Below are 24328 nucleotides of genomic sequence, written 5' to 3'. Positions count from 1 at the left end.
GCGCGCTTCGCGCGCCCCGGAATGACGAGCGTAGACTGTTCACTTACGTTTCACTTCTTGTTTTCGGCAGCTCCGGAAAATCCTCCTCGCGGAATTCCCGGCCGCGCAGCGGATCGTTGCGATCATCGTCGCGTTCGAGCCGTCGTAGCTGCACGCGGCGGATTTTGCCAGAGATCGTCTTCGGCAGTTCGGTGACGATTTCGAGGCGGCGGATGCGCTTGAACGGCGCAAGCCGCGTGTGCAGGTGCCTGAAGATGGAGAGTGCTGTCTCCGGCGTTCGCTCGGCGCCCGATGTCAGCAGCACGAAGGCCTTGGGGATCGCGAGCCGGATCGGATCGGGGCTCGGCACCACCGCGGCTTCGGCAACCAGCTCGTGCTCGAGCAGCACGCTCTCCAGCTCGAACGGACTAATGCGATAGTCGGAGGATTTGAAGACGTCGTCGGAGCGGCCGACGAAGGTGAGGTAACCATCCTCGTCTTCGAACACGACGTCGCCGCTGCGATAGAGCTCGCCTTCGGCGCCCGAGAGCTCGCCGTCATCGCCCTGATAGCCCTGCATCAGGCCAGCCGGACGGTCAGTGCCGAGCAGCAACGCTACCTCGCCTTCCCTGGCCGGATGGCCGTCGGCATCGCTCACCTGCACGCGAAAGCCCGGCAGCGGCCGGCCCATCGAGCCGACCTTGATCTTCTGCCCCGGCGAGTTGCCGGCGAGTGCGGTCGTTTCAGTCTGGCCGTAGCCGTCGCGGATGGTGAGGCTCCAGGCGGCCTGGACCCGGTCGATCACCTCAGGGTTGAGCGGCTCCCCGGCGCCGCAGACTTCGCGCAAGCTCACCTTGAACGACGCCAGGTTCTCCTGGATGAACAGCCGCCACACCGTCGGCGGCGCGCACAGCGTGGTGACGCCGCAGCGGCCGATTGTGGCGAGCAGGCCCTTGGCATCGAAGCGCGGCTGGTTGACCACGAACACGGTTGCACCCGCATTCCATGGTGCGAAGAAGCAACTCCAGGCATGCTTGGCCCAGCCGGGCGAGGAGATGTTGAGATGGATATCGCCGGGCTTCAGCCCGATCCAGTACATGGTCGAGAGATGCCCGACGGGATAGCTGCGCTGACTGTGCCGCACCAGCTTTGGTTTTGCAGTCGTGCCCGAGGTGAAATAGAGCAGCATCGGGTCGTTGGCCTTGGTCGGACCGTCAGCGGCAAAACTTTCCGGCGCTTTCGTTGCCTCATCATAGGCGAGCCAGCCGTCGGAGGCCGCGCCGACCACGATGCGCACGATGTTCTCGGCGTCGAGGCTTGTGAATTTCGCGACCTGGTCTTCGGCCGCCACCACCGCCTTGGCCTTGCCGCGATCGAGCCGGTCGCGCAGCTCATCCGCGGTAAGCAACGTGGTCGCGGGAATGACGACGACGCCGAGCTTCATCGCGGCGAGCATCGTCTCCCAGAGCGGGACTACATTGCCGAGGAGAAGCAGAAGATGATCGCCACGCTTCAGGCCCTGCGCGCGGAGAAAGTTGGCGACCTGATTGGAGCGCCTCGAGAGCGCCGCGAAAGACAGTTTGGTCTGCTTGTCCTGCGCGGCATCGACGATCCAGAGCGCGGGTCTGTCCTTGGCTTCCGCATCTTTCGCCAGCTCGTCGAACCAGTCGAGCGCCCAGTTGAAAGCAACCGGATCGGGCCAGCGGAAATCCCTGACTGCTGTCTCGTAATCCGTGCGGTTGTGCAGCAGAAACGCGCGCGCTTCCTGAAATGTCGTCATTAAGCTTTCCCGGTCAGCCCCCTAACGTGCTTGATAATTCCGGAAAAATCCACCCCGCCCTGCCCCGCCTTGTCGAAGGCCTGGTAAATCTCCTGCGCGTGCTGGCCGAGCGGCGTTGCTGCGCCGGCGGCCTTCGCAGCGTCCTGCGCCAGGGTCAGATCCTTCACCATCAGCGCCGAAGCGAAGCCGGGCTTGTAATCATTGTTGGCGGGCGAGGTCGGCACCGGGCCCGGCACCGGGCAATAGGTCGTGAGCGACCAGCACTGACCCGACGAGGTCGAGGCGACGTCGAACAGCGCCTGATGCGAGAGCCCGAGCTTCTCAGCCAACACAAAGGCCTCGCTGACCGCGATCATGGAAATGCCGAGGATCATGTTGTTGCAGATCTTCGCGGCCTGGCCGGCGCCGCTGCCGCCGCAATGCACGATCTTCTTGCCCATATTTTCCAGCACCGGCTTGGCCGCAGCGAACGCGCCCTCCTCGCCACCGCACATGAAGGTGAGCGTCGCGCCCTTGGCCCCGCCGGTGCCGCCGGAGACCGGCGCATCGACGGAGAGCACGCCATGCCTTGCTGCGAGCGCATGCGCCTGACGCGCGCTTTCGACGTCGATGGTGGAGCTATCGATGATCAGCGCGCCCTTGGCCATGGCGGGCACCACCTCGTTCCAGACGCCGAGCACATGCTTGCCGGCCGGCAGCATGGTGACGACGACGTCGGCGCCCTTCACTGAACTCGCAGCGCTTTCGCCGATGCTGGCGCCGTCGGCCTTGGCCTGATTGCGCGAGGTCTCGGCGAGATCGAACGCCACCACGTTGTGGCCGGCCTTGACCAGATTGGCGGCCATCGGGCCGCCCATGTTGCCGAGACCGATGAATGCGATCGTGGCCATCTTCGTTTCCTCCGCTTGTAACGTTGTCAGTTGAACTTCAGCTCGTCGGCGCCGATCTCCGCGAAATACCGCGCGAGCATTTGCGGCGTCACATCCTCGATCCGCGGCGGCGACCAGCTCGGATTGCGGTCCTTGTCGATCACGGCCGCGCGCACGCCTTCGCGGAAATCGTCGCTGCGGAAGACCTCCAGCGCGGCGCGATATTCGCGCACCAGACACTGTTCCAGGCTCGACGCGCTGCGCGCCAGCCGCAAGAGTTTTAGGGTAACCACCATGCCGCGCGGCGATTTTTCGTTGAGCGTCTTGAGCGTCGCCAGCGCGAACTCCGAGCCGTCGCGCTTGAGCGCCGCGAAGATGTCTTCCATACGGTCGAAACCGAATAACGCGTTGATGATCGGTTCTTTTGCGGCCACCGGCCCTGAGGTTTCGCCGGTTGCAACTCCGTTGATGAGCTTGGTGACATCAGCCGCAGTCACGCCCTTACGAACCTTCGTCAGCGCCGCGCGCAGCTCAGGCCATTTCGCCGCAGGCACCACGGCATCCGCAAATTTTGCATGGATCGCGTCGGGTCCGTTCATGGTCTGGCCGGTCAGGCCGAAATAAGTGCCGATCTCACCCGGCGAGCGCGACAGCAGCCAGGTGCCGCCGACATCCGGGAAGAAGCCGAGCCCGACCTCGGGCATCGCCAATCTGGTGCGATCAGTGGCGATTCGATGGCTGGCATGACCGGACAGGCCAACGCCACCGCCCATCACGAGGCCGTCCATGAAGGCGACATAGGGCTTCGGATATTTCGCGATCCGCGCATTCATGACGTATTCCTGGCGCCAGAACCGCGCGCCGAGGTCGCCGCCTTCGCGCGAGCTCTCCCAGAGGCCACGGATGTCGCCGCCGGCGCACAGGCCACGTTCGCCGGCGCCTTCCAGGATGATCACGGCGACTTCACGATCGGTCTCGAAGCGGTCAAGCGCAGCATCGATGCCCTCGGACATCTCCAGCGTCATGGCGTTGATCGCCTTCGGACGATTCAGCCGGATCACGCCCGCCGCGCCCTCGCGGCGAACGATCAGGTCGCCCTCTTCCACCGAACTCATCGCGCGCCCTCGATCAGTTTGCGCGCCACGATGAGCCGCATGATTTCGTTGGTGCCTTCGAGGATCTGGTGCACGCGCAGATCGCGCACGATCTTCTCGATGCCGTATTCGCTGAGGTAGCCGTAGCCGCCGTGGAGCTGGAGGGCGTGGTTGGCGACCTCGAAGCCGACATCGGTGCCGAAGCGTTTTGCCATCGCGCACAGCATGGTGGCGTCGGGGTCTTTGCGGTCGAGCGCCGCCGCGGCACGCCACAGGAAGGTGCGCGCCGCTTCCAGTTCGATCGCCATGTCAGCGAGGCGGAACTGCAGCGCCTGAAATTCGTCGAGGCGTTTGCCGAACGCCTTTCGCTCTTTCATGTAGCTGCGCGCCTTGTCGAGCGCGGTCTGCGCGCCGCCGAGCGAGCAAGCCGTGATATTGAGGCGGCCGCCATCGAGGCCGGCCATCGCGATCCTGAAGCCGACGCCCTCCTCGCTGAGCCGGTTGGTAACAGGCACGCGGGCGTTCTCGAAAATCACGGCGCGGGTCGGCTGCGCGTTCCAGCCCATCTTGCGCTCATTGGCGCCGAACGAGACGCCCGGCGTCTTGCCGTCGATAACGAGAGTCGAGATGCCGCCGGGGCCATCGCCACCGGTCCTGACCATCACGACCAGGAGATCGGTGCCGCCGGCGCCGGAGATGAACTGCTTCTGGCCGTTGAGCACATAGTGATCGCCGTCGCGCACCGCGCGGGTGCGCAACGCGGCCGCATCGGAGCCCGCGCCCGGCTCGGTCAGACAGTAGCTCGCGATCAGCTCCATGGTGCAGAGCTTTGGCAGCCATGTGTGGCGCTGGGTGTCGTTGCCGTAGGCATCGATCATCCAGCTTGCCATGTTGTGGATAGAGATGAAGGCCGAGGTGGTCGGGCAGCCCGTCGCCAGCGCCTCGAAGATCAGCGCCGCGTCGAACCGCGTCATGGCAGAACCGCCGACATCCTCGCGGATATAGATGCCGCCCATGCCGAGGGTGGCCGCCTCGCGCATCACCTCGACGGGGAAATGCTTCTCCTCGTCCCAGCGCAGCGCGTGCGGCGCGATCTTTTCCGCCGCAAACGCCAACGCCATATCGCGAACCGCGACCTGATCCTCGTTCAGAGCGAACTGCATGCTGGGTTGCTCATTTTTCTCTCGTCATTGCGAGCGAAGCGAAGCAATCCAGACCGACTCCGCGGAAAGATGCTGGATTGCTTCGTCGCACCAGCGCAAAATTGCTTCGCAATTTTGTCGCGGGCTCCTCGCAATGACGGCCGAGGAGATTACTTCATCAGCGGGATCGAGAACTCCGCACCTTCCTTGACGCCGGACGGCCAGCGCGAGGTCACCGTCTTGGTCTTGGTGTAGAAGCGGATCGAGTCCGGACCGTGCTGGTTGAGATCGCCGAAGCCCGACTTCTTCCAGCCGCCGAAGGTGTAATAGGCGATCGGCACCGGGATCGGCACGTTGATGCCGACCATGCCGACATTGACCTTGGCCGCGAAGTCGCGCGCGGCGTCACCGTCGCGGGTGAAGATGGCGACGCCGTTGCCGTAGTCATGGTCGGACGGCAGCGCCAGCGCTTCCTTGTAGTCGTGCGCGCGCACGACCGAGAGCACGGGGCCAAAGATCTCTTCCTTGTAGATCCGCATGTCCTTGGTGACGTTGTCGAACAGCGAACCGCCGAGATAGAAGCCCTTCTCGTAGCCCTGCATCTTGAAGCCGCGGCCGTCGACGGCGAGCGTCGCGCCTTCCTTGATGCCGATATCGATGTAGCTCTTGACCTTCTCGACCGCCTCGCGCGTGACCAGCGGACCGTAATCGGCGGACGGATCGATCGAGGTGCCGATCTTCAAGGACTCGACGCGCGGGATCAGCTTTTCCATGAGGCGGTCCGCGGTGGTCTTGCCGACGGGCACGGCGACCGAAACCGCCATGCAGCGCTCGCCGGCCGAGCCGTAACCCGCGCCGATCAGAGCGTCGACGGCCTGATCCATGTCGGCATCCGGCATGATGACGGCGTGGTTCTTGGCACCGCCGAAGCATTGGCAACGCTTGCCGGTCTGGGCGGCGCGCTCATAGATATACTGCGCGATCGGCGTGGAGCCGACGAAGCCGACGGCCTTGATATCGGGATCGTCGAGGATGGCGTCGACCGCTTCCTTGTCGCCGTTGACGACGTTGAGGATGCCGGCCGGCAGGCCCGCCTCGATCATCAGCTCGGCAAGCATCATCGGCACGCCGGGATCGCGCTCGGACGGCTTGAGGATGAACGCGTTGCCGCAGGCGATCGCGGGCGCGAATTTCCACATCGGGATCATCGCTGGGAAGTTGAACGGCGTGATGCCGGCGACGACGCCGAGCGGCTGGCGCAGCGAATAGATGTCGATGCCGGGGCCGGCGCCTTCAGTGTACTCGCCCTTCATCAGATGAGGGATGCCGCAGGCGAACTCGGCGACTTCAAGGCCGCGCTGGATGTCGCCCTTGGCGTCGGGCACGGTCTTGCCGTGCTCGCGCGCGAGCAACTCGGCGAGCTTGTCGTAGTCGCGCTGCACCAGCTCGACGAATTTCGTCATGACGCGGGCGCGCCGCTGCGGGTTGGTCGCGGCCCACTCGGGCTGTGCTGCGCGCGCGTTCTCGACCGCGGCGCGGACTTCGGCCTTGGACGCCAGCGCGACCTTGGCCTGGACATCACCGGTCATCGGCTCGAAAACGTCGGCGGTGCGGCCCGAGGTGCCCTTGACCTCCTTGCCACCGATGAAATGTCCGACTGCGCGCATGGAATGAACTCCTTCAGGCCTGATCCGCTTTGACAAATCCTATCGACCTGCATTTTATAGGATTCAAGTCTGAGATAATGCACCATAGATGTGCGAAAATGCTGGATCAAGGTCACATCGACTGGGACGACTTCCGCTTCGTGCTGGCCATCGTGCGGGGCGGCTCGGTGTCGGCTGCGGCAAAACAGCTCGGCGTCGACCATGCCACGGTGATCCGCCGTGTGGACCGGCTGGAAAAGCACCTCTCAGCCAAGCTGTTCGACCGGCGCAAGACCGGCTACCTCCTCACCGAGGCCGGCCAGCGCGTCGCCGACAGCGCCGAGGCGATGGAATCCACCATCGTCGCCAACCAGGAGCAGGTCGGCGGCTCCGTGGCACGACTGACCGGGACGGTGCGGATCGGCGCGCCTGACGGGTTCGGCACCGCCTTCCTGGCACCGCGGCTGGCGCCCTTCGCCGACCGCTATCCTGATCTCGATCTGCAACTTGTAGCCACCGCGCGGCTGTTCAGTCTCTCCAAGCGCGAGGCCGATATCGCGATCAGCCTGACCATGCCGAAGGAAGGCCGCATCGTCGGCCGCAAGCTGCTCGATTACCGCCTCGGGCTCTATGCCTCGCCGGCCTATCTCGACCGTTTCCCGAAGATCGCCTCGCGCGAGGTGCTGCCGCAGCACCGCTTCGTCGGCTACATCGAGGAGCTGCTGTTCACGCCCGAGCTCGATTATCTGCCGCAGGTGTCGCCGCGCATCTCGGCGCGCTTCCGCAGCGCCAATCTGATCGCGCAGCTCAACGCCACGCTATCAGGCTTCGGCATCGCGGTGCTGCCGCATTTCATGGCGAGCGACTATCCGCAGCTTGTCGCGGTGCTGCCGGAGGAGGTTTCGATCACGCGCACGTTCTGGATGCTGATGCACGCCGACAGCAAGGATCTCGCGCGGATCAGGGCGGTGGCGGATTACATCGGCGAGATCGTGGAGCGCGAGCGGGCGTTGTTTGCGGGGCGGTAGACGCGGCTCCCGTAGGGTGCGGCAAAGCGAAGCGTGCCCACCATTGCCAAACGCGAACGCGGAGAGATGGTGGGCACGGCGCAAGAGCGCCTTTGCCCACCCTACAGCATCTCGCCTAGTTCTGCTTCGCCTTCTTCGCCGCCGTCAGCTTCGGCTCGCGCCGCGCACCCTCAAGCGCGCTGTCCTTCCCGGCCCTCAGCACCTCGTCCGACAGCTCGCTGGAGCCGGCGATCCGCGCCAGCAGCATGGTACCGGCCATCGTGGCCAGCGTCGCGATCGCCTGCTTGCGCGCGGCCTTGCGCGGCAAATTGGGGATGAAATCGGTGATCATCTCGACCATCTCATCGAGCTTGCCGGCAAAGGCTTTTCGCGTCTTCGGGCTCTCGCGGGCGATCTCGGCGCCGAGCGCGGGGATCGAGCAGCCGTGGCCGGGATTGTCGCGGTGCAATGTGGAGAGATAGGTCTCAACGATCTGGGCAAGCTGCTTTTCGGGCGCGACCTGGTCGGACTGCTTGCGCCAGTGCTCCATTGCGCGGTCCATGGCGTAGCCGAAGGCCTCGATCACCAGCGCCTCGCGCGAATCGAAATGCGCGTAGAAGCCGCCATGGGTGAGGCCCGCCTCCTTCATGAGGTCGGCGACGCCGATGCCGTGGGCGCCCTTTTCGCGCAGCCGCACGGACGCCTTCTTCACGATGCGGTCGTGGGTTTCCTGCTTGTGTTCCCGGGAATAGCGCATGCGGCTCTCATTGGATGTCGGAGGTCATCTCATAACACGAATATCGGTCCGGCGGCGCATTAATTCCCGGTAAAATTGTTGCCGATCATGGAAAAGGTTGCAGTTGCATGGACTGCGAGGGCGCCTTTGCCGTCGCGCACGAAGCCTTCGGTGTAGCTGCTCTGGCGCCCCAGCTTGATGATCTTGCCTTCGGCCGAGATCAGCCCCGACCGGACCGAGAGCGGACGCAGAAAGGTCATTTTCAGGTCGAGCGTCACCGACGACTGCCCGGCCTCCAGCCGCGTGGAAATCGCGCAGCCCATGGCGGTGTCGAGGAGCGCGGCGGCGGTCGCCCCGTGCAGGAGGCCGATGGTATTTTCGAGATCCTCGCGCGGCTCCAGTTCCATCACGATCCGGCCCGGCTCGACCACGGCCATGACGAAACCGATCAGCTTGGCGAAGGGTGGGGGCGGCAGCCAGCCGTCGCGGATGCCGCGCATGGCGTCGATGCCGGAAAGGCCCATGGCCGCTTTCGCAACCGGCGCCGGCACCTGCCAATCCACCACGCGCTCGCGCCGCTGCGCTGGCGAAAACAGGTCGAGTTGAGCGGGTTTGGTCATGTCCATCCCTTTGTATGATAAATATCATACTATGCTGCGGACTTCGCGCTGGCAACTCCACCGCCCATCCCCGCTTGACAAGCAATGCATTTCGGCCCGGAAGTGAACCCGACCGACCGGTGCGCCCGCGCGCATCCACGAAACTCAGAGATCCCACGATGGAAATGCTCAACAACCACTGCGGCGTGACGCGCGATGCCCGTGGCGTCGTCCATGTCGCGATCTGCAATGCCGGCCCGCTGAATATTCTGGGATCGCCCGTGACCGATGCAGTGCGCGAAGGCCTGCAAAAGCTTGCCAGCGACCGCAGCATCCGAATCATGGTGCTACGCGGCCAGAGCGAGAAGAGCATGATCGGCGGCGCCGACATCAAGGAGATGGCCAAGCTCGACCAGACATCGGCCGAAGCGTTCATCAGCCGCCTGCGCGATCTCTGCGAAGCGGTACGCCACTTCCCGGCCCCCGTGATCGCGCGCCTGCCCGGCTGGTGCCTCGGCGGCGGGCTCGAAGTCGCCGCGGCCTGCGATTTCCGCATCGCCGCGCATGATGCGCATTTCGGCATGCCGGAGGTGCGCGTCGGAATTCCATCGGTGATCCACGCCGCGCTGCTGCCGCGCCTGATCGGCTGGGCCCGCGCGCGCTGGCTGGTGATGACCGCGGAGAATATCGACGCGCCGACGGCGCTGGCCTGGGGCCTGATCGACAGAATCGCGCCGGCCGGCGGACTGGATGCCGAGATCGAGCATCTCGTGAACGCGCTGCTCGAATGCGGCCCCGAGGCGCTGCGTTCGCAGAAGGCGCTGCTGCGGCAATGGGAGGAGCTGCCATTGACGGAGTCGGTGAATTTGAGCGTCAAGGTGTTCGGCGAGTCGTTTCTGACGGACGAGCCCACGCGGCTGATGCGGGCGTTTGTGAACCGGAAGCGGTAGCGACTCCTCCGTTCGAACGACCAATTCTCATCCAATCCACGACAATTTCTCATGCTCGCGCGGTTGCATTTTTTGCGCCGCATCATATGATGACCATAATCTCAGTCGCCATCGCCAGGGAGTCTCGTCATGGCCGAAGCCGCCGATCCCGTCGTCATCGTCTCCGCCGCCCGCACCCCGCTCGGCCGCTTCATGGGCGAGTTGTCGCCGCTTGCCGCGCACAAGCTCGGATCGCACGTCATCGATGCGGCGCTGGAACGCGCCAAGCTTGCGCCTGAGAAAGTGGATGAGGTGTTCATGGGCTGCGTGCTGCCGGCCGGCCAGGGCCAGGCACCGGCGCGCCAGGCCGCACGTGGCGCGGGCCTCCCCGACGCGACCGGGGCGACCACGGTCAACAAAGTCTGCGGTTCGGGCATGAAGGCGACCATGCTGGCGCACGACATCATCCGCGCCGGCTCGGCCGAGATCGTCGTCTCCGGCGGCATGGAGAGCATGAGCAACGCGCCGTATCTTCTGGCGAAGGCGCGCGGCGGCTATCGCGCCGGCCACGACCGCATCATCGACCACATGATGATGGACGGCCTGGAGGACGCCTACGAGACCGGCCGCTCCATGGGCGATTTCGGCGAGGCGACGGCCGAGGCCTATCAATTCACCCGCAAGGACCAGGACGCTTATGCGATGGAGACGCTGAGTCGCGCGCGCAAGGCGGTCGAGGGTGGTGCCTTCAAGGCGGAGATCGCACCGATCACGCTAACCGAGAAGGCCGGACCGCGCGTGATTGCCAATGACGAGCACCCACTGAAGGTCGATCCGGCGAAGATTCCCGGATTGAAGCCGGCGTTCCGTGCCAACGGCACGATCACGCCCGCGGCCTCCTCCGCCAATGCCGATGGCGCCGCCGCACTGGTGCTGACGAAGCGCTCGCTCGCCGATCGTAACGGCCTGCCCGCACTCGCCGTGATCAAGGGGCATGCCACCCACAGCCAGGAGCCGCAATGGTTCACCACCGCGCCGATCCCGGCGATCCGCAAGCTGCTCGAGAAGGTCGGCTGGAGCGCAGGCGATGTCGATCTCTTTGAGATCAACGAAGCGTTCGCAGTGGTCGCGATGGCAGCGCAGCGCGATCTCGGCATTCCCCGCGAAAAGCTCAACATCAATGGCGGCGCCTGTGCGCTCGGCCATCCGATCGGCGCCACCGGCGCACGGCTGATCGTGACGCTGCTGCATGCGCTCGAGGCCAACAACCTCAAGCGCGGCGTTGCGGCACTCTGCATCGGCGGCGGCGAGGCCACTGCGATCGCGGTGGAACGTCTCGCGCACTAGCGGCCGCGACGTCCTGAATTGAGGGAAGTCTGTCATTTCAGACCTCCCGTTTCCGTGCCAGATTACAACAATGACGCGGGTCGCCCGAAACCCGCCAACCTGGATTGAGGGGCAATGATCTCGAACTGGCTTTCGGCCGCACTCGGCCGTCGCAACATCCACTACGGCTGGGTGATGGTCGGCGTAACCTTCTTCGCCGCGCTGATCAGCGCCGGCACGGTCGGCGCGCCCGGCGTGTTCATCGTTCCGCTTCAGAAGGAGTTCGGCTGGAGCACTGCAGAGATCTCCTCCGCGCTCTCGATCCGCTTCATCCTGTTCGGGCTGATGGCGCCGTTCGCGGCCGCCCTGCTCAACCGCTACGGCCTGCGTAACGTCACGCTGACCGCCCAGCTCATCGTCGTCTCGGCGCTCGTGCTCTCGCTCGGCATGACAGAGATCTGGCAGCTCGTGGCGCTCTGGGGCGTTGTCATCGGCATCGGCACCGGCATGACCGCGCTGGTGCTGGGCGCCACCATCTCCACGCGCTGGTTTGCCGCGCGGCGCGGCCTGGTCGTCGGTATCCTGACCGCGAGCGTCGCCACCGGCCAGCTCGTGTTCCTGCCGCTGCTCGCAAGCCTCACCGAACGCTTCGGCTGGCGCCTTGCGCTCGGCTTCGTCTGCATCATGCTCGGCGTTTCTGCACTGGCAGTGCTGCTCGTGATGCGCGATCGCCCGACCGATCTGGGCCTGCGCCCCTTCGGCGACGAAGGCACCGAGCCGCTGCCCGCACCACCAGTGAACCACGGCTCGATCACGGGTGTTGCGCTCGGCACGCTACGCGACGCCTCGAAGTCGAGCGCGTTCTGGATCCTGTTTGCAACGTTCTTCGTCTGCGGCGCCTCGACCAACGGCCTCGTGCAAGTGCATCTGATTCCGATGTGTCTCGACTTCGGCATCCCGCAGGTGCAGGCGGCGAGCCTGCTGGCGGCGATGGGCATTTTCGATTTCTTCGGCACCATCATGTCGGGCTGGCTGTCGGACCGCTATGACAACCGCTTCCTGCTGTTCTGGTACTACGGCCTGCGCGGGCTCTCACTGATCTTCCTGCCGTTCAGCGATTTCTCGTTCTATGGCCTGTCGATCTTCGCGATGTTCTACGGCCTCGACTGGATCGCGACCGTGCCGCCGACGGTGCGGCTGACCGCGCAGAAATTCGGGCCCGAACGCGCCAATCTGGTGTTCGGCTGGATCTTTGCCGGCCATCAGCTCGGCGCCGGCACCGCCGCCTTCGGCGCGGGCCTGTCGCGGACGCTGCTGCAAAGCTACCTGCCCGCCTTCTTCGTGGCCGGCGCGCTCTGCGTGTTCGCCTCGCTGATCGTGCTGGCACTGTCGCGGCAGCCGAAGCCGCAAGCAAAACCCGCGATGGCCTAGTACTTGATCGTGGTGGTGACGCCGAATACAGCGGCGTCACCGATCCGCGACGCGCCGGTCGGATCGTTCGGGTTGGGGATGCCGCCCGACGGTCTGAATACATATTGGAAGTAAGGCGCGATCAGCCAGCCCGGCCTGATGTGCGCCTCGTAGATGATTTCGAGCAAGGCCTCGCTGCTGCGCACCGGGCTCCGGATGCCGTCGAAAAACTGCGTATCGACGTCGAGGCTTCGTGCTGCGCCCGAAATCCGCATATAGGCCACCCCGACCCCGAACCGGTCGAGCGGACGGCCGGGCGTAAAGCCGACAAAGCCGACGCCGCCGTCGAGATAGAGATCGATCAGATTGCGGTCGGGCGGGCTGTAGGCGACGCGGCCGAAGGCGGTGACGCCGGGGATCGAGGCCGACACGGTCTTTTCGGTTTCTGTCCCCGGCGGCCGCCACAGGGCCTGCTCGACGACCGCATAGATTCCGTAATTGCCGCGAAGCTTCGCCGGAATGCCGGATCCGGTAGGGTCTGCGAGCGAGAAGCCGTCCGCCGTGAAGCGCTGACTGTCGAAATCGCCGAAATGATACCAGCCTCCGGGTGTGACATTGCCGGCAAGCGTGCTTCCGCCGATGTCGACATGATAGTCGAAGTGGACCTGCCCGATCAGCCAGGGCGGATCATTGACGCGAAACGCCAGACCATGATTGTCGCGCGTCTGCGGATCTCCGCCGCCGGGCGCGGCTGGATTGCCGTTGAACACAGCACCGAAGACGGTGACGTTGTCCGCGACCTGAACCTTGACGCGAATACCGGGCACCGCGATCGGCGGCGCCGGGCCTCCGGCCGGGAGGTTTGACGCCTTGATCGCGGGCCAGCCAAAGGTGCCGTTGATGAAGAGGTCATCGGTCTGGCTGTCGAAGAACTCGACGTCGGCCGCCTGCTGGCCGGCCCTGATGTTCAGCCGGTCGTTGAAGAAGCTTTGCTCGAAATAGGCGTTGTAGAGCCGCTGGTCGGGCAGTGCCTCGATCTCGCTGATGGTAGCGAGATTATGGATGTAATTCCGGCTGAGCCCGCGGCCGTAGATGATGTAGCCATTGGCAAAGATGCGGCCGCCGGTCCAGCCGACAAGCTTGTCGAGATCGGCATCGACCGAGAGATCGAGCCGGCCGAAATGGATGGCGCCGCGCGAGACGCCGCCCGAGACATTGCCGATGTTGTCGGCAATGTAGGTCGCGCCGAAATTGAGCCCCTTGTTGGCGAGACCGTCATGCCACTCGTTGAACCATCTTGGGAACAGCCAGTCGGCAGCGCTCTCATCCTTGGCGCCGGCGAACGCGCCGGTGCTCGCGAGCAACATCGCCGCGATCACGACCGAACGTCGCAACGCAAATGTCTGGGCAATCCCACTCACGGCTGACACCGGCTTGCATGCGCTACTTTTTGAAGATGCCGGTGCGCCGCATGAACAGGTAGGCAAGGCCGATCGAGCTCACCATCAGCGCCGCCGCCCAGAGGAAGCCCTCGTCCACGTCGGTGAGCGGCAAGCCCTTGGTGTTCATGCCGAAGATGCCGGTGATCAGCGTCGGCGGCAGCAGCAGCGTCGTCACGATCGAGAGCGTGTGGAGGTGCTTGTTGCTCTCCTCCTCGTTCTTGAAGCGCAGCTCCTCCTCGAGCAGGCGGCTGCGCTCCCGGAGCTCGACGATGTCGTGGTCGAGACCGTCGAGCCGCTGGGCGAGCTTGCCGGCCTGGATGCGCAGGCCCGGCGACAGATGATCGGTGTTCTTCTGGTCGAGCCGATGGAACAGCACGCGCAGGCCGGTGAGCTGGCGGTGCAGCCGCACGCAGGTCCGGCGCAACCTTCCGAGCGTGCGGCGCATCTCCGGCTTGGCGTCGTCGGCGAGAATGCGTTCCTCGATGCCGTCGATCTCCTGGCCGAGCTTGTCGGCCATCCTGTCGAGCGTATCGGCGACCTCGTCGACAATCTTCTCCAGAAGATGGGCGACATTGTCGACGCGATAACCGCCTTCGAGGACGCGCCGCATCGCATCCGCCGAGCACAGCGCCTGATGGCGGCCCGAGACCAAGAGATGCTCGGTCATGGCGAAGCGCAGGAACGCGGTCTCTTCCGTAGCAGCATCGATGTCGCGGACGAGATCGGAGAACACGCCGTAGACGCAATGGTCGATGACGTGAAGCTGCTGGAACGTGTCGCTCGACAGCAACAGGTCGCGCGCCAGGGGCGGCAACGTTGATGTCGCGATCCACGGCCGCACGCGACCATCTGTCAAATTGAAATGCAGCCAGAGCCGGCCATCATGGCTGAACTCGATCGGCTGGTCGATCGGCAGCGCCTCGGCGCTGCCGTCACCATGCAAACGAAATGCCCACACCAGTCCAGGAGTGACAGGCGCGACATCCGATGTCGCGCTGACAAGCTTTGCCGGCTCAGCCATGCTGACCCCAAATCATTGCAGCCCATGCCCGGGGGCCGTTACTGGCCTCCTCCGGGTCCTCCGGTGCAGTCAATTACGCCAGTGTTACAGTTTGATGATGGCGCGCCGTCCTACTCCGCCGCCAACCCCGTCGCAGCCTCAGTCTCCGCTTCCTTGATGTAATCGTGCACCACGCGGCCGAACGGCAGCGTCAGGTCGGCGATATAGTGATGCGCGCCGATACAGCGGCGGACCGGAAAATCCGCGACCGGGGCGTTGACGTGCGGCACCAAATGCAGCCGGCCGGGACCCATCCAGGAGCCCTTCGGCACGATGTCGATCAGGTTAATGGCGACGAGCTGACAGACCTCGAGATTTCCGTCGACGCCCGGGATCATCTTCAGATTGATCTGCGTCTTCGACAGCGTGGCGCGGGTGAGATCGCCGTTGCCGGCCATGCTCTCGTGCTTGTAGCCCATCGTGCCCATGGCGACGAGCTGGCCGGCATATTCAAGCGTGCCCGTCAGCGTGTCCTTGACGATCTCGAGTTTGGGATGGGCGTACTTCTTGGGAAAGCCCCAGATCTCGCGGCCGGCCGCGATCGGCGGATCATCGTCGAGATACATCTGCGAGACGAAGTTGACCTCCTCGCCGTGCAGCCGCGCTGGAATTACGAGGCCGGACTCGGTGTAGCTGCCGAAGCCGGAGGAGTCCGGCATCTTGATCCATTCGTAGTGCACGATCGGCTGGTCGATCGGCTCCAGCGGCTCAGGCAGGCCGGCACGGATCAGGTCCGGATCGGTCTCGTAGGTGATGACGAGGAATTCGCGGTTGACGAAGCGGTACGGCCCGGCCGGATAGCTCGGCCCGGCGGCCGGCATGGACGGAAGCCTCAGCAAATCTTCCCTGCGCATCGCTGTCTCCTCTGGTGATGCTGTGATGTCCGGCAAGTTCCGACTTTACCCAAATTGCTAGCCGCCGTCATTGACTGCGGTGTGACGATTTCCGTCAGCCGCACGACCTCCTGCCATTCCCGCCCCAACTGACCTGCATGCAAAGGATGCATCGGCCGGCTTTGTCATCACGCCGTCACCACCGGCCGCAATCGTCCAATCAAGGCAGGAGGCATCATCATGGACGCCCGGACGTCGCAGGCGACACAGACGTCGCAACAGACACATCAGACCCGCCAGCCGCCCGCACGGGGCTGGCGGCCGGAGCGCTGCGACCGCGTCGCGCTGGTCCTGCAAGGCGGCGGCGCGCTCGGCGCCTACCAGGCCGGCGTCTACCAGGCGCTGCACGAGGCCGGCATCGAGCCCGACTGGGTCACCGGCGTTTCGATCGGCGCGATCAACTCGGCGATCATCGCCGGCAACAGGCCGGAGAAGCGGCTCGATGCGCTGCGCGTGTTCTGGGAGCGCATCACCAATCGCAAGATCTGGCACTACACGCCCGACGGCGACATTTTCCGCCAGTGGCGCAACCTCTACAGCTCCTGGATGACGTCCGCGATGGGCCAGCCGGGCTTCTTCACCCCGCACCAGGTCAATCCCTGGTTCAGCGCCGTCGGCGCCAGAACCGCGACGAGCTATTATGACACGGCGGCACTCAAGGCGACCTTGCTGGAGCTCGTCGACTTCGACCTCATCAACGAGAAGAAGATCCGCTTCGCGGTCGGCGCGGTCAACGTGCTCTCGGGCAACTTCATCTATTTTGACAACGCCCATGACGAGATCGAGCCGGAGCACATCATGGCGTCCGGCGCGCTGCCTCCGGCGCTGCCGATGGTGCGGATCGGCACCGATCATTTCTGGGACGGCGGCATCGTCTCCAACACGCCGCTGCAGCATCTGCTCGACCAGGAGGACGCGATCAATTCGCTGGTGTTCCAGGTCGACCTGTTCAGCGCGCGCGGCGTGCTGCCGCGCTCGATCCAGGACGTGATGGCCCGCCACAAGGACATCATGTATTCCTCGCGCACCCGCCACAACACCGACGTCTACCGCCGCACGCATAATCTCAAGGTGCTGCTCTACAAGGCGCTCGCGAAGATTCCGGACGAGCAATTGTCCGACGAGGATCGCAGCCTCAAGACGAGCCTGCGCAACATGCCGGAGATCGCGATCCTGCATTTGATCTACCAGCAGAAGGCCTATGAAGGCGACGCCAAGGACCACGAATTCTCTGGCACCTCGATGCGCGAGCACTGGACGAGCGGGTACGAGGACACCAAGCGCACCCTGAAGCGCCGCGACTGGATCAAGATGCCAGACGAAGGCATGGGGCTCGTGGTGCACGACGTGCACCGGGAGACGGAGAGCGCGTCGTAGTCCTATTCTCCTCGTCATTGCGAGCCTGATCGAGCGTGGAACGAGAGCTGCCTCCCATCGTCATTGCGAGCGCAGCGAAGCAATCCAGAGTCTTTCCTCGGAGACAGTCTGGATTGCTTCGCTGCGCTCGCAATGACGGAGTATGACGCATCGTTGCGCTCACCCAATTCGCATTTTCGCTTGCAGACACACCTTCGCATCCTCGCGGCTCATTTCGCCCGAGCTTTGCTCTCATCTTCGCGCCCTTCTGATGGAAAGGGCACAGGGAAGGCCGGGCGCCGGCTGGCACCCGCGTCCCGTGTGCGGAAAAACGCGCACGGGGTGGACAACAGGTGACGCCGGAACGCCCGGCCTTCCCTGCGCGAATGGCTTTACGGCTTATGTCGCGCTCTCCCCGGGGAGCGATGCACTATTGCCCCCGTCACCTTGCGGATGACTGATCTGCGAGCCCGGTTGGACAGCGCACATCACCACAAGACTTGACGCACAGGCTCCGGGCGCCAGGACCACACGATTTTGCCGTCCGCACACATCTCCGCCCCTCGCCCCGATGGCTGGCGTGCGCTCGCCATCCGGGCCGGACGAAGACGCTGTCAGCGCCGTGTCGTGCCGCGCTCATGCTGCTCACGGAACACCCCTGAAGGAGCCCCGCCCTGCAGCCTGGAATGCGCGCCGACGCAGTCGCGGCCACCGCCTCCCTGCCCGCGTCTCGTGACGATCGCGAAACGCCCCTTGTGGCGGGCGGGATGGACGCAATATGCGCTATAACCGAATTTCGGTAAACAAGAATGTTTTTGCACGGAGGGATTGACAGGGTGTTTTTGCCTGACGGGCGCGGGCATGTGACAACCGCCTTGCTGAAATCGTTCAAGTGTTGCCGATAGACTTCGCGGCCCAAACGTGGACAATGCGGTCCAAGCGCTTCGCGCGCGCAGTGCACACCAAGATGCGCCAGGGGAAACAAAATGCCGACTGCCTTCCCGTCGCCCGTACCCGCCATTCCGACCGCGCCTTTGACCGCCCAGCTACGCGACGCGTTGCGCGCGATCGTGGGCGCGAAGGGCATTATCGAAGACGAGCACGGCAAGCAGCCGTTCGTGACAGACTGGCGGGGGCTGCTGGCTGGTGGCGCCGGGGCCGTCATACGTCCTGGCAGCACCGAGGAAGTCTCGAAAGTGGTCCGGCTTTGCCATGAGCACGGCGTCGCGATCGTGCCGCAGGGTGGCAACACCGGGCTGATGGGCGCCGCCACGCCCTGGCCTGCACACACCGGCATCGTGCTGTCGCTGGGCCGCATGAACCGCGTGCTGGACGTCGATCCCGTCGGCTATGCGATGACGGTCGAGGCCGGCTGCGTTTTGCAGACGCTTCAGGAGACCGCGGCCGAGCACGACAGGTTCCTGCCGTTGAGCCTTGGCGCCCAGGGTTCCTGCATGATCGGCGGCAATCTCTCGACCAATGCCGGCGGTGTGCAGGTGCTGCGCTACGGCAACGCGCGCAACCTCGCGCTCGGGCTCGAGGTCGTCCTGCCGAACGGCGAGGTCTGGAACGGATTGCGTGCGCTGAAGAAGGACAACACCGGCTACGACCTCAAGCACCTCTTCATGGGCGCCGAGGGGACGCTCGGCATCATCACCAAGGCCGTCCTCAAGCTATGGCCGGCGCCGAAGGACGTCGCCACGGCGTGGCTGGCTGTCCGCGATCCGCGCGCGGCGCTGGAGATCCTGTCCGACGCGCATGCGGCCTCCGAGGACAATGTCGGGTCCTGCGAGCTGCTGAGCCGTGCGGCCGTCGACCTTGTGATGCGCCACATCCCCGGCGTCCAGGATCCACTCAAGGCGGATACGCCGTGGTACCTGCTGCTTGAATGGTCGTCCTCGCGCCCGCGGCAGGACGGGGCCGATGGCATGTCCGAGAAGCTGGAGCAGTTTCTCGCCGACCAGCTCGAGGCCGGTCGCGTGCTCGACGCGGCGATCGCGCAGACCGTCGGTCAATCGCGCAACATGTGGCGCATCCGGGAGGCCATGGCCGAGGCCTCACGCGCCGAGGGTCCGGGGCTCAGCTACGACGTGTCGGTGGCGATCTCCAAAATTCCGGAGTTCATCGACAAGGGGCTCAAGGCCGCGCTCGATATTCTCCCGTCCATTCGCCCCTATCCGCTGGGCCACATCGGTGACGGCAATCTGCATTTTTCGTTCATGGGGCCGAAGGGTATGGATCAGCAGGCCCTGAACCAATACACCGCCGCGATCACACGGGCCGTGAACGATCTCATCACCTCCATGGGCGGCTCGATCTCGGCCGAGCACGGCATCGGCATCGAAAAGCTCGACGAGCTCAGCCACTACCGCTCCAAGACCGAGCTCGACATCATGCGCACCATCAAGCGCGCGCTCGACCCGCAGAACATCATGAATCCGGGGAAGGTGCTGCGGCTGTGATGAAGGCCGGGCACCCTCCCTGTCATTTCAGCCGCGCGGGTTGACGACGGTGTAGCCCCGTAGCGAACGCGCGTGCATGCGCGTGGCATGGCCGCCCGAATTGGCGTCATAGGCCATCCACATGTCGCCTCCCAGCGGCTGCTCCAGGACGAAGACGTGGCCGTGTCGCGCCGCAACCATTCCCGGCGCCGGCGATGTCCGCGGAAAGCGCAGCCAATTGGCCGCGAGATTCAATTCCGGCACGATATGACCAAACACGCGCAGGGCCGCGCCGCAGCCGCAGAAGGACGACGGGCAACCGGCCGGCCTGCCGCCGACGATTTGCGCGCCGGAGACATTCGCCGCCGCGGCGGCGCCACCGGCGTCAGTCACTGTCAGTCGCATCGAACGGTACGCCTGCAGTGAGCTCCTGGACACTCGCTCGCGGCGCGTTTGCGAATACGAGAAGTCGCAGGGCATGGTCACATTGCATTCGGAAGCTTGTTGAAGGTGGTACGGTCGCGCTTCCGAGGCGATGGAGCTAACGGCAAAGAAGAAACACGCAGAAAGAACTTGCTTGAACATTGCAGGACTCCGAAATTGAAGACCTGCCCCGGGCAATGAGAAACCAATATCAGTTTGGCTGAAATGGGCCTAAAGAACGGCCGAAACCGGCTGTATTTGTACGCCGCGCTCTTCAATTTTCATAAGCTACACGTTGCGATCGACATGATTAACTCGCAGAGTACGAACGCCTGCCTTTGGCGCTTCCAACGCTTTGCGACATGCGACCAGGCTCGCTTTGCGCCCGACGCAGAAGATCGCGACGGTGTCAGAGAACCGCGCCCTGGATCAAACCAACGCACCCATTCATTCGCCGTTGTTATTCGATACGCAGGCGCTATCGTGCGCAGGCGGCGCAGCCGCGGCATTCATCCAATAATTCCAGTTATGGGAGAATCGCATGAAATTCATAACCACCTGGAGTGTACCCCAAGGCACCTTCAATGCAGCCGTCGCCCGATTTCTAGAAACCGGCGGCGCACCACCCGAAGGCGTCAAGATGTTGGGGCGCTGGCATGGCATGAACGGACAGGGATTTGCGATCTCTGAATCGAGTGATCCCAAAGCCATGTATCGTTGGCTCGCGCAATGGTCCGACCTGCTCCCGTTGACCGTCACACCCTGCCTCGAAGACGGAGACGCGGGCGAAGTGATGGCGTCGCTACCCAAGCGTTGATCGTCAACACTCACATCACTGCCGCCGCCAACGCCGGCGGCAGTGGCGTGCCCGCCAGTGGTGACATCGCCGCTAAAACGGAATGGCTTTAGGCCGAATCAACCGGCGGGCTCGTTCACCTCTCCTGCTTACGGGAGAGGTCGGCGCGTCCGGGCGATGCGAAGCATGGTCCTGCGCGCCGGGTGAGGGTTCTTTCCTCTTGGGGACTGTCCCGTTGTGGAGACACCCTCTCCCCAACCCTCCCCCGCAAGCGAGGGAGGGAGCGCATCTCACTCGTTGCCACATCGAGCCTGATCATCATGCTCTAGCGCTCAGGTGAGCGCGGAAGCTCCCATTGCTCGAGGCGATCGATTGACGCCTGGCGTTCGTGCTGGCCCAGCCAAACCGTGAGGAGAACCAGCGCGCCGGCGAGAGCGCCGATGCCGAAATACAGGTTCCTCATGCGGGTTGAATGCGGAGCGCCGAAAATCGTTCCTGAGGCCCGACGAAACCTACGGCCGGATCGTCATGTTCTCCGGCGGTCCTGCTTTTCGCAGCGGCTCGGCGAGCCGTGCGAACTCGCACAGCAGCGAGCGCGTCTTGCGCGGGTCGATGATCTCCTCGACCCAGAATTTTTCGGCCGAGCGAAACGGCGAGCGCAGCTTGTTGAGCCGCTCCTGGATCTCGTTGAGCTTGGCGGCCTTGTCCTCGGCCGCGTCGATGTCGGCGCGGTAGGCGGCTTCGATGCCGCCCTCGAGCGGCAGCGAGCCCCAATAGGCCGACGGCCAGGCGTAGCGGATCGAGAAGCGGTCGGCCGGCTGATGCACCACGCCGGCGACGCCGAAGGCGTTGCGCAGGATCACGGTGCACCAGGGCACGGTGGTCTGGTTGACCGCGGCCATGGCGCGGACGCCGTGGCGGATGGTCGCCGCCTTCTCGGCGTCGAGACCGATCATGAAGCCAGGGCAATCCATGAGATAGACGATCGGCAGATGGAAGGTCTCGGCGAAGTCGACCCAGCGCACCACCTTCTGGCAGGCATCCGCCGTCCAGGAGCCGCCATAGTGGAAGCTGTCGCTGGCGAGCAACATCACCGCCCTGCCCTCGAGCCGCGCCAGACCAACAATGATCGGCTTGCCGAAATTACTGGCGACCTCGAAGAACGAGCCCTTGTCGACCACCTGCTCGATGATCGGCCGCATCTTGTAGACCTGCTTGCGGTTGCGCGGCACCGCATTCATCAGCGCCTCTTCGCTGCGCTCCGGATTGTCGATGCAGGGCAAGGTCGGCGGCAGCTCGTAGACCGATGACGGCAGATAGGACAGGAAGCGCCGCGCGCAGGCAAAAGCTTCCTCCTCGGTGTCGACGGCATGATCGACCGCACCGGCGCGGGTCTGGATGTCGGCGCCGCCGAGCTCCTCCTTCGAGAGGTTCTGCCCCAGCGCCTTCACCACCGGCGGACCCGCGACGAACATCGCGGACTTCCGCGTCATGATGGAATAGTGGCTTGCGGCCAGACGCGCGGCGCCTAAGCCCGCAACCGAGCCGAGGCCGAGCGCGACCACCGGCACGCGCGACAGATTCTCGGTCGTGAAGCGATACCAGCGCGTGCCGCCGATGCCACCCGGCAGGTTGGCCGCGCCCTTGGTCTCGATGGTCTTGACCGAGCCGCCGCCGCCGGAGCCCTCGATGATGCGGATGATGGGCAGACGGAAGTCGTGCGCCATCTCCTCCGCCATCAAGGGCTTTGCCGAGATCGACGCATCCGCCGAGCCGCCGCGAACCGTGAAATCGTCGCCGACGACGACCAATGTGCGGCCGTCGACGCGCGCGCGGCCGAACACGCAGTTCGCCGGCGTCACGGTTTTCAGCTCGCCCTTGGGATCGTACTCACCGATGCCGGAAACGGCACCGATCTCGTGGAAGCTGCCCTTGTCGACCAGTCTGTCGATGCGTTCCCGAACAGTCAGCCGGCCCTGGTCATGCTGTCGCTTGACCTTGTCAACGCCGCCCATCTCCCGCGCGAAGGCTTCGCGCCGGGCGAGCTCGTCGAGTTCCGGCTTCCAGTTCATTCACTCCCTCCGAATTGATCGGCTTGTTATTGTTGTGCACGGCCATTGCGACCGGTTTGCGCGGGATGCGCGCGTTGAAGACGTCGCCTTCCGCGCCCTCCATCAGGCTGCCGAGCGAACGGCCGAGCGCGACCATCGACGGCGCGACTTCGGCATGCAGACGCTGCTCGTCATACATCGCCGAGAGAAGGCCGATCGTGACGACCACGAAGGTCTGATACTGCGGCGACCAGATCGGCACCGCGAGCCCGTTGATGTGCGGGCTCCACAGGCCGCAGGCCGTGACATAGCCGCGCTCGCGCAGCGACTGCCGGTTGGCCTCGATGCGTGGCCGCAGGATTTTTGCGGCCTCCGGCGCTTCGCGCTCCATTTCCGCAATGTAGGCATCGCCGACTTCCGGCGACAAGGCCGCGGTGTAGGCCGCGCCCGCAGCGGTCGAGGCCATCGAGATGCGGCTGCCGGTGCCCTCGTGCAAACCGAGCGCAGAGGCCGAGCGCGCGAACTGGAGATAGACGAGATGGAAGCGATCGGGCACGACGAAGCCGACGGTGCCCGGCAATTGCTCGGCGACTTCCTGCAGCCGCTGCCGGATCATGCTGCGCAGCTGCGCGCCCTTCATCATCGAGGCGCTCATCGCCACTGCGCTCGGACCGATGCGATACTTCTGGTCACGCGGCAGATAGACCAGCTGCCCCATGCGCGTCAGCGTGTGCGTGAGCCGTGACACCGTCGAGCGCGGCAAGCCGCAGCGATTTGAAATCTCCAGATTGCCGAGCCTGCTATCGTGGCCCTCGAAGCATCGCAACACGTCGAACGCGCGCGACACCACCTGGATGACATCACCTTCACCGGCATCGCCAGCGAGTGCACCTTGTCTGCTCAACCGCTCCGAACGTCGTCCCATGATCCCTACCAGTTGTTCCGCTGTGCGGAATTAAATTCCGCTTGCAGACGACGCTACCTCAGGCATTTTGCCACCACAACAAAAAGGCGATGGCATGCCAGAAATTAAGATCGTCACTGAAGTCGCCGGCCGCATCTGCGCAACGCCCGTGCAAGTTGGAGGAACCGTCGTGGATGGCGATGAAATTGTGTTCGTCGAAGCCATGAAGATGGAGATACCGGTGCCCGCGCCTGCTTCAGGCACGCTTACATCGCTGCTCGTGAAGATCGATGACCTCGTCGCCGAAGGCCAGACGATCGCGATCGTCGCGAGCTGAGCACGCGCCGCCAGCGGCTTCTCATCCGCGACAATCTGAAACAGATCATATTGCGATGCTGCGCGGCGTCTTGCGTTCGGGCGTCACGACGGACACAGGTGCCGGACG

21 protein-coding genes are annotated in these 24328 nt (G+C 64.4%); 8 read left to right on the top strand and 13 right to left on the bottom strand.

The genetic code is table 11. The annotated features are described in order from the left end of the window. Positions 1-43: 43 nt before the first annotated feature. The 5 genes from FXB38_RS03915 to FXB38_RS03895 form a co-directional block, all read right to left on the bottom strand. Positions 44-1759: an AMP-binding protein gene (locus FXB38_RS03915; protein ID WP_148749452.1), complete on the bottom strand. Its 1716-nt coding sequence runs from the start codon at positions 1757-1759 to the stop codon at positions 44-46. Then, on the bottom strand, positions 1759-2679 hold the full coding sequence (gene mmsB, locus FXB38_RS03910) for a 3-hydroxyisobutyrate dehydrogenase (RefSeq protein ID WP_246229645.1): 921 nt from the start codon (positions 2677-2679) through the stop codon (positions 1759-1761). The genes FXB38_RS03915 and mmsB overlap by 1 nt, the downstream gene beginning before the upstream one ends. Further along, positions 2676-3743, bottom strand: coding sequence for an enoyl-CoA hydratase/isomerase family protein (locus tag FXB38_RS03905; protein ID WP_148749450.1), 1068 nt, complete (start codon positions 3741-3743; stop codon positions 2676-2678). The genes mmsB and FXB38_RS03905 overlap by 4 nt, the downstream gene beginning before the upstream one ends. Continuing rightward, a complete protein-coding gene (locus tag FXB38_RS03900) occupies positions 3740-4885 on the bottom strand; it encodes an isobutyryl-CoA dehydrogenase (protein ID WP_148749449.1) in 1146 nt (381 codons plus the stop codon). Before FXB38_RS03900 ends, FXB38_RS03905 begins: the two co-directional genes overlap by 4 nt. Before the next feature lie 149 nt (positions 4886-5034). After that, positions 5035-6531 carry a CoA-acylating methylmalonate-semialdehyde dehydrogenase gene (locus FXB38_RS03895; RefSeq protein WP_148749448.1) on the bottom strand — a complete coding sequence of 499 codons (1497 nt, stop codon included), beginning with the start codon at positions 6529-6531 and terminating at the stop codon, positions 5035-5037. Between the two features lie 98 nt (positions 6532-6629). Here FXB38_RS03895 and FXB38_RS03890 point away from each other — a divergent pair, with 98 nt between their 5' ends. After that, entirely contained in the window at positions 6630-7538 is a 909-nt protein-coding gene (locus FXB38_RS03890) for a LysR family transcriptional regulator (RefSeq protein WP_148749447.1), read from the top strand. A gap of 115 nt (positions 7539-7653) precedes the next feature. Here the strand turns inward: FXB38_RS03890 and FXB38_RS03885 are convergent, their stop codons facing one another. Then, positions 7654-8274: a TetR/AcrR family transcriptional regulator gene (locus tag FXB38_RS03885; protein WP_148749446.1), complete on the bottom strand. Its 621-nt coding sequence runs from the start codon at positions 8272-8274 to the stop codon at positions 7654-7656. Positions 8275-8333: 59 nt separating this feature from the next. Next, on the bottom strand, positions 8334-8873 hold the full coding sequence (locus tag FXB38_RS03880) for a PaaI family thioesterase (RefSeq protein ID WP_148749481.1): 540 nt from the start codon (positions 8871-8873) through the stop codon (positions 8334-8336). A gap of 158 nt (positions 8874-9031) precedes the next feature. Here FXB38_RS03880 and FXB38_RS03875 point away from each other — a divergent pair, with 158 nt between their 5' ends. The 3 genes from FXB38_RS03875 (at position 9032) to FXB38_RS03865 (ending at position 12538) form a co-directional block, all read left to right on the top strand. Continuing rightward, positions 9032-9802 (top strand): enoyl-CoA hydratase, encoded by a 771-nt coding sequence (locus tag FXB38_RS03875; RefSeq protein ID WP_187434644.1) that lies wholly within the window; start codon positions 9032-9034, stop codon positions 9800-9802. Positions 9803-9931: 129 nt separating this feature from the next. Then, positions 9932-11128 carry an acetyl-CoA C-acyltransferase gene (locus FXB38_RS03870; protein WP_148749444.1) on the top strand — a complete coding sequence of 399 codons (1197 nt, stop codon included), beginning with the start codon at positions 9932-9934 and terminating at the stop codon, positions 11126-11128. Positions 11129-11242: 114 nt separating this feature from the next. After that, positions 11243-12538, top strand: coding sequence for an MFS transporter (locus FXB38_RS03865; RefSeq protein ID WP_148749443.1), 1296 nt, complete (start codon positions 11243-11245; stop codon positions 12536-12538). Here FXB38_RS03865 and FXB38_RS03860 read toward each other — a convergent pair. The 3 genes from FXB38_RS03860 to FXB38_RS03850 form a co-directional block, all read right to left on the bottom strand. Next, positions 12535-13938, bottom strand: coding sequence for a carbohydrate porin (locus FXB38_RS03860; RefSeq protein ID WP_187434643.1), 1404 nt, complete (start codon positions 13936-13938; stop codon positions 12535-12537). The two genes, FXB38_RS03865 and FXB38_RS03860, sit on opposite strands and share 4 nt — an antisense overlap. A gap of 22 nt (positions 13939-13960) precedes the next feature. Beyond that, positions 13961-14980, bottom strand: coding sequence for a transporter (locus tag FXB38_RS03855; protein WP_148749442.1), 1020 nt, complete (start codon positions 14978-14980; stop codon positions 13961-13963). Positions 14981-15090: 110 nt separating this feature from the next. Next, complete coding sequence (locus FXB38_RS03850; RefSeq protein ID WP_148749441.1) at positions 15091-15873, bottom strand: acetoacetate decarboxylase; 783 nt, start codon at positions 15871-15873, stop codon at positions 15091-15093. A gap of 219 nt (positions 15874-16092) precedes the next feature. Here FXB38_RS03850 and FXB38_RS03845 point away from each other — a divergent pair, with 219 nt between their 5' ends. Next, a complete protein-coding gene (locus FXB38_RS03845) occupies positions 16093-17289 on the top strand; it encodes a patatin-like phospholipase family protein (protein ID WP_148749440.1) in 1197 nt (398 codons plus the stop codon). A gap of 965 nt (positions 17290-18254) precedes the next feature. Beyond that, positions 18255-19730, top strand: a complete 1476-nt coding sequence (locus FXB38_RS03835) for an FAD-binding oxidoreductase (RefSeq protein WP_148749438.1) — start codon at positions 18255-18257, stop codon at positions 19728-19730. Positions 19731-19757: 27 nt separating this feature from the next. Here the strand turns inward: FXB38_RS03835 and FXB38_RS03830 are convergent, their stop codons facing one another. Then, on the bottom strand, positions 19758-20294 hold the full coding sequence (locus tag FXB38_RS03830) for a hypothetical protein (protein WP_187434642.1): 537 nt from the start codon (positions 20292-20294) through the stop codon (positions 19758-19760). A gap of 379 nt (positions 20295-20673) precedes the next feature. Between FXB38_RS03830 and FXB38_RS03825 the strand changes: the two genes are divergently transcribed. After that, the gene (locus FXB38_RS03825) at positions 20674-20949 is read left to right on the top strand and encodes a DUF3303 domain-containing protein (RefSeq protein ID WP_018319867.1); all 276 of its coding nucleotides are present in this window, start codon (positions 20674-20676) and stop codon (positions 20947-20949) included. Positions 20950-21440: 491 nt separating this feature from the next. Here FXB38_RS03825 and FXB38_RS03820 read toward each other — a convergent pair whose 3' ends face one another. Together FXB38_RS03820 and FXB38_RS03815 are read right to left on the bottom strand one after the other, a co-directional pair. After that, entirely contained in the window at positions 21441-23000 is a 1560-nt protein-coding gene (locus FXB38_RS03820) for an acyl-CoA carboxylase subunit beta (protein WP_148749437.1), read from the bottom strand. Further along, entirely contained in the window at positions 22930-23904 is a 975-nt protein-coding gene (locus FXB38_RS03815) for an IclR family transcriptional regulator (RefSeq protein ID WP_187434641.1), read from the bottom strand. Before FXB38_RS03815 ends, FXB38_RS03820 begins: the two co-directional genes overlap by 71 nt. A gap of 94 nt (positions 23905-23998) precedes the next feature. Between FXB38_RS03815 and FXB38_RS03810 the strand changes: the two genes are divergently transcribed. Beyond that, a complete protein-coding gene (locus tag FXB38_RS03810) occupies positions 23999-24220 on the top strand; it encodes an acyl-CoA carboxylase biotin carboxyl carrier protein subunit (RefSeq protein WP_148749435.1) in 222 nt (73 codons plus the stop codon). Positions 24221-24328 lie beyond the last annotated feature (108 nt).

It is taken from the genome of Bradyrhizobium cytisi (genome assembly GCF_008123515.1).
Classification (GTDB): Bacteria; Pseudomonadota; Alphaproteobacteria; order Rhizobiales; family Xanthobacteraceae; genus Bradyrhizobium; species Bradyrhizobium cytisi.
This window is presented reverse-complemented; position numbering and strand designations above follow the sequence as displayed.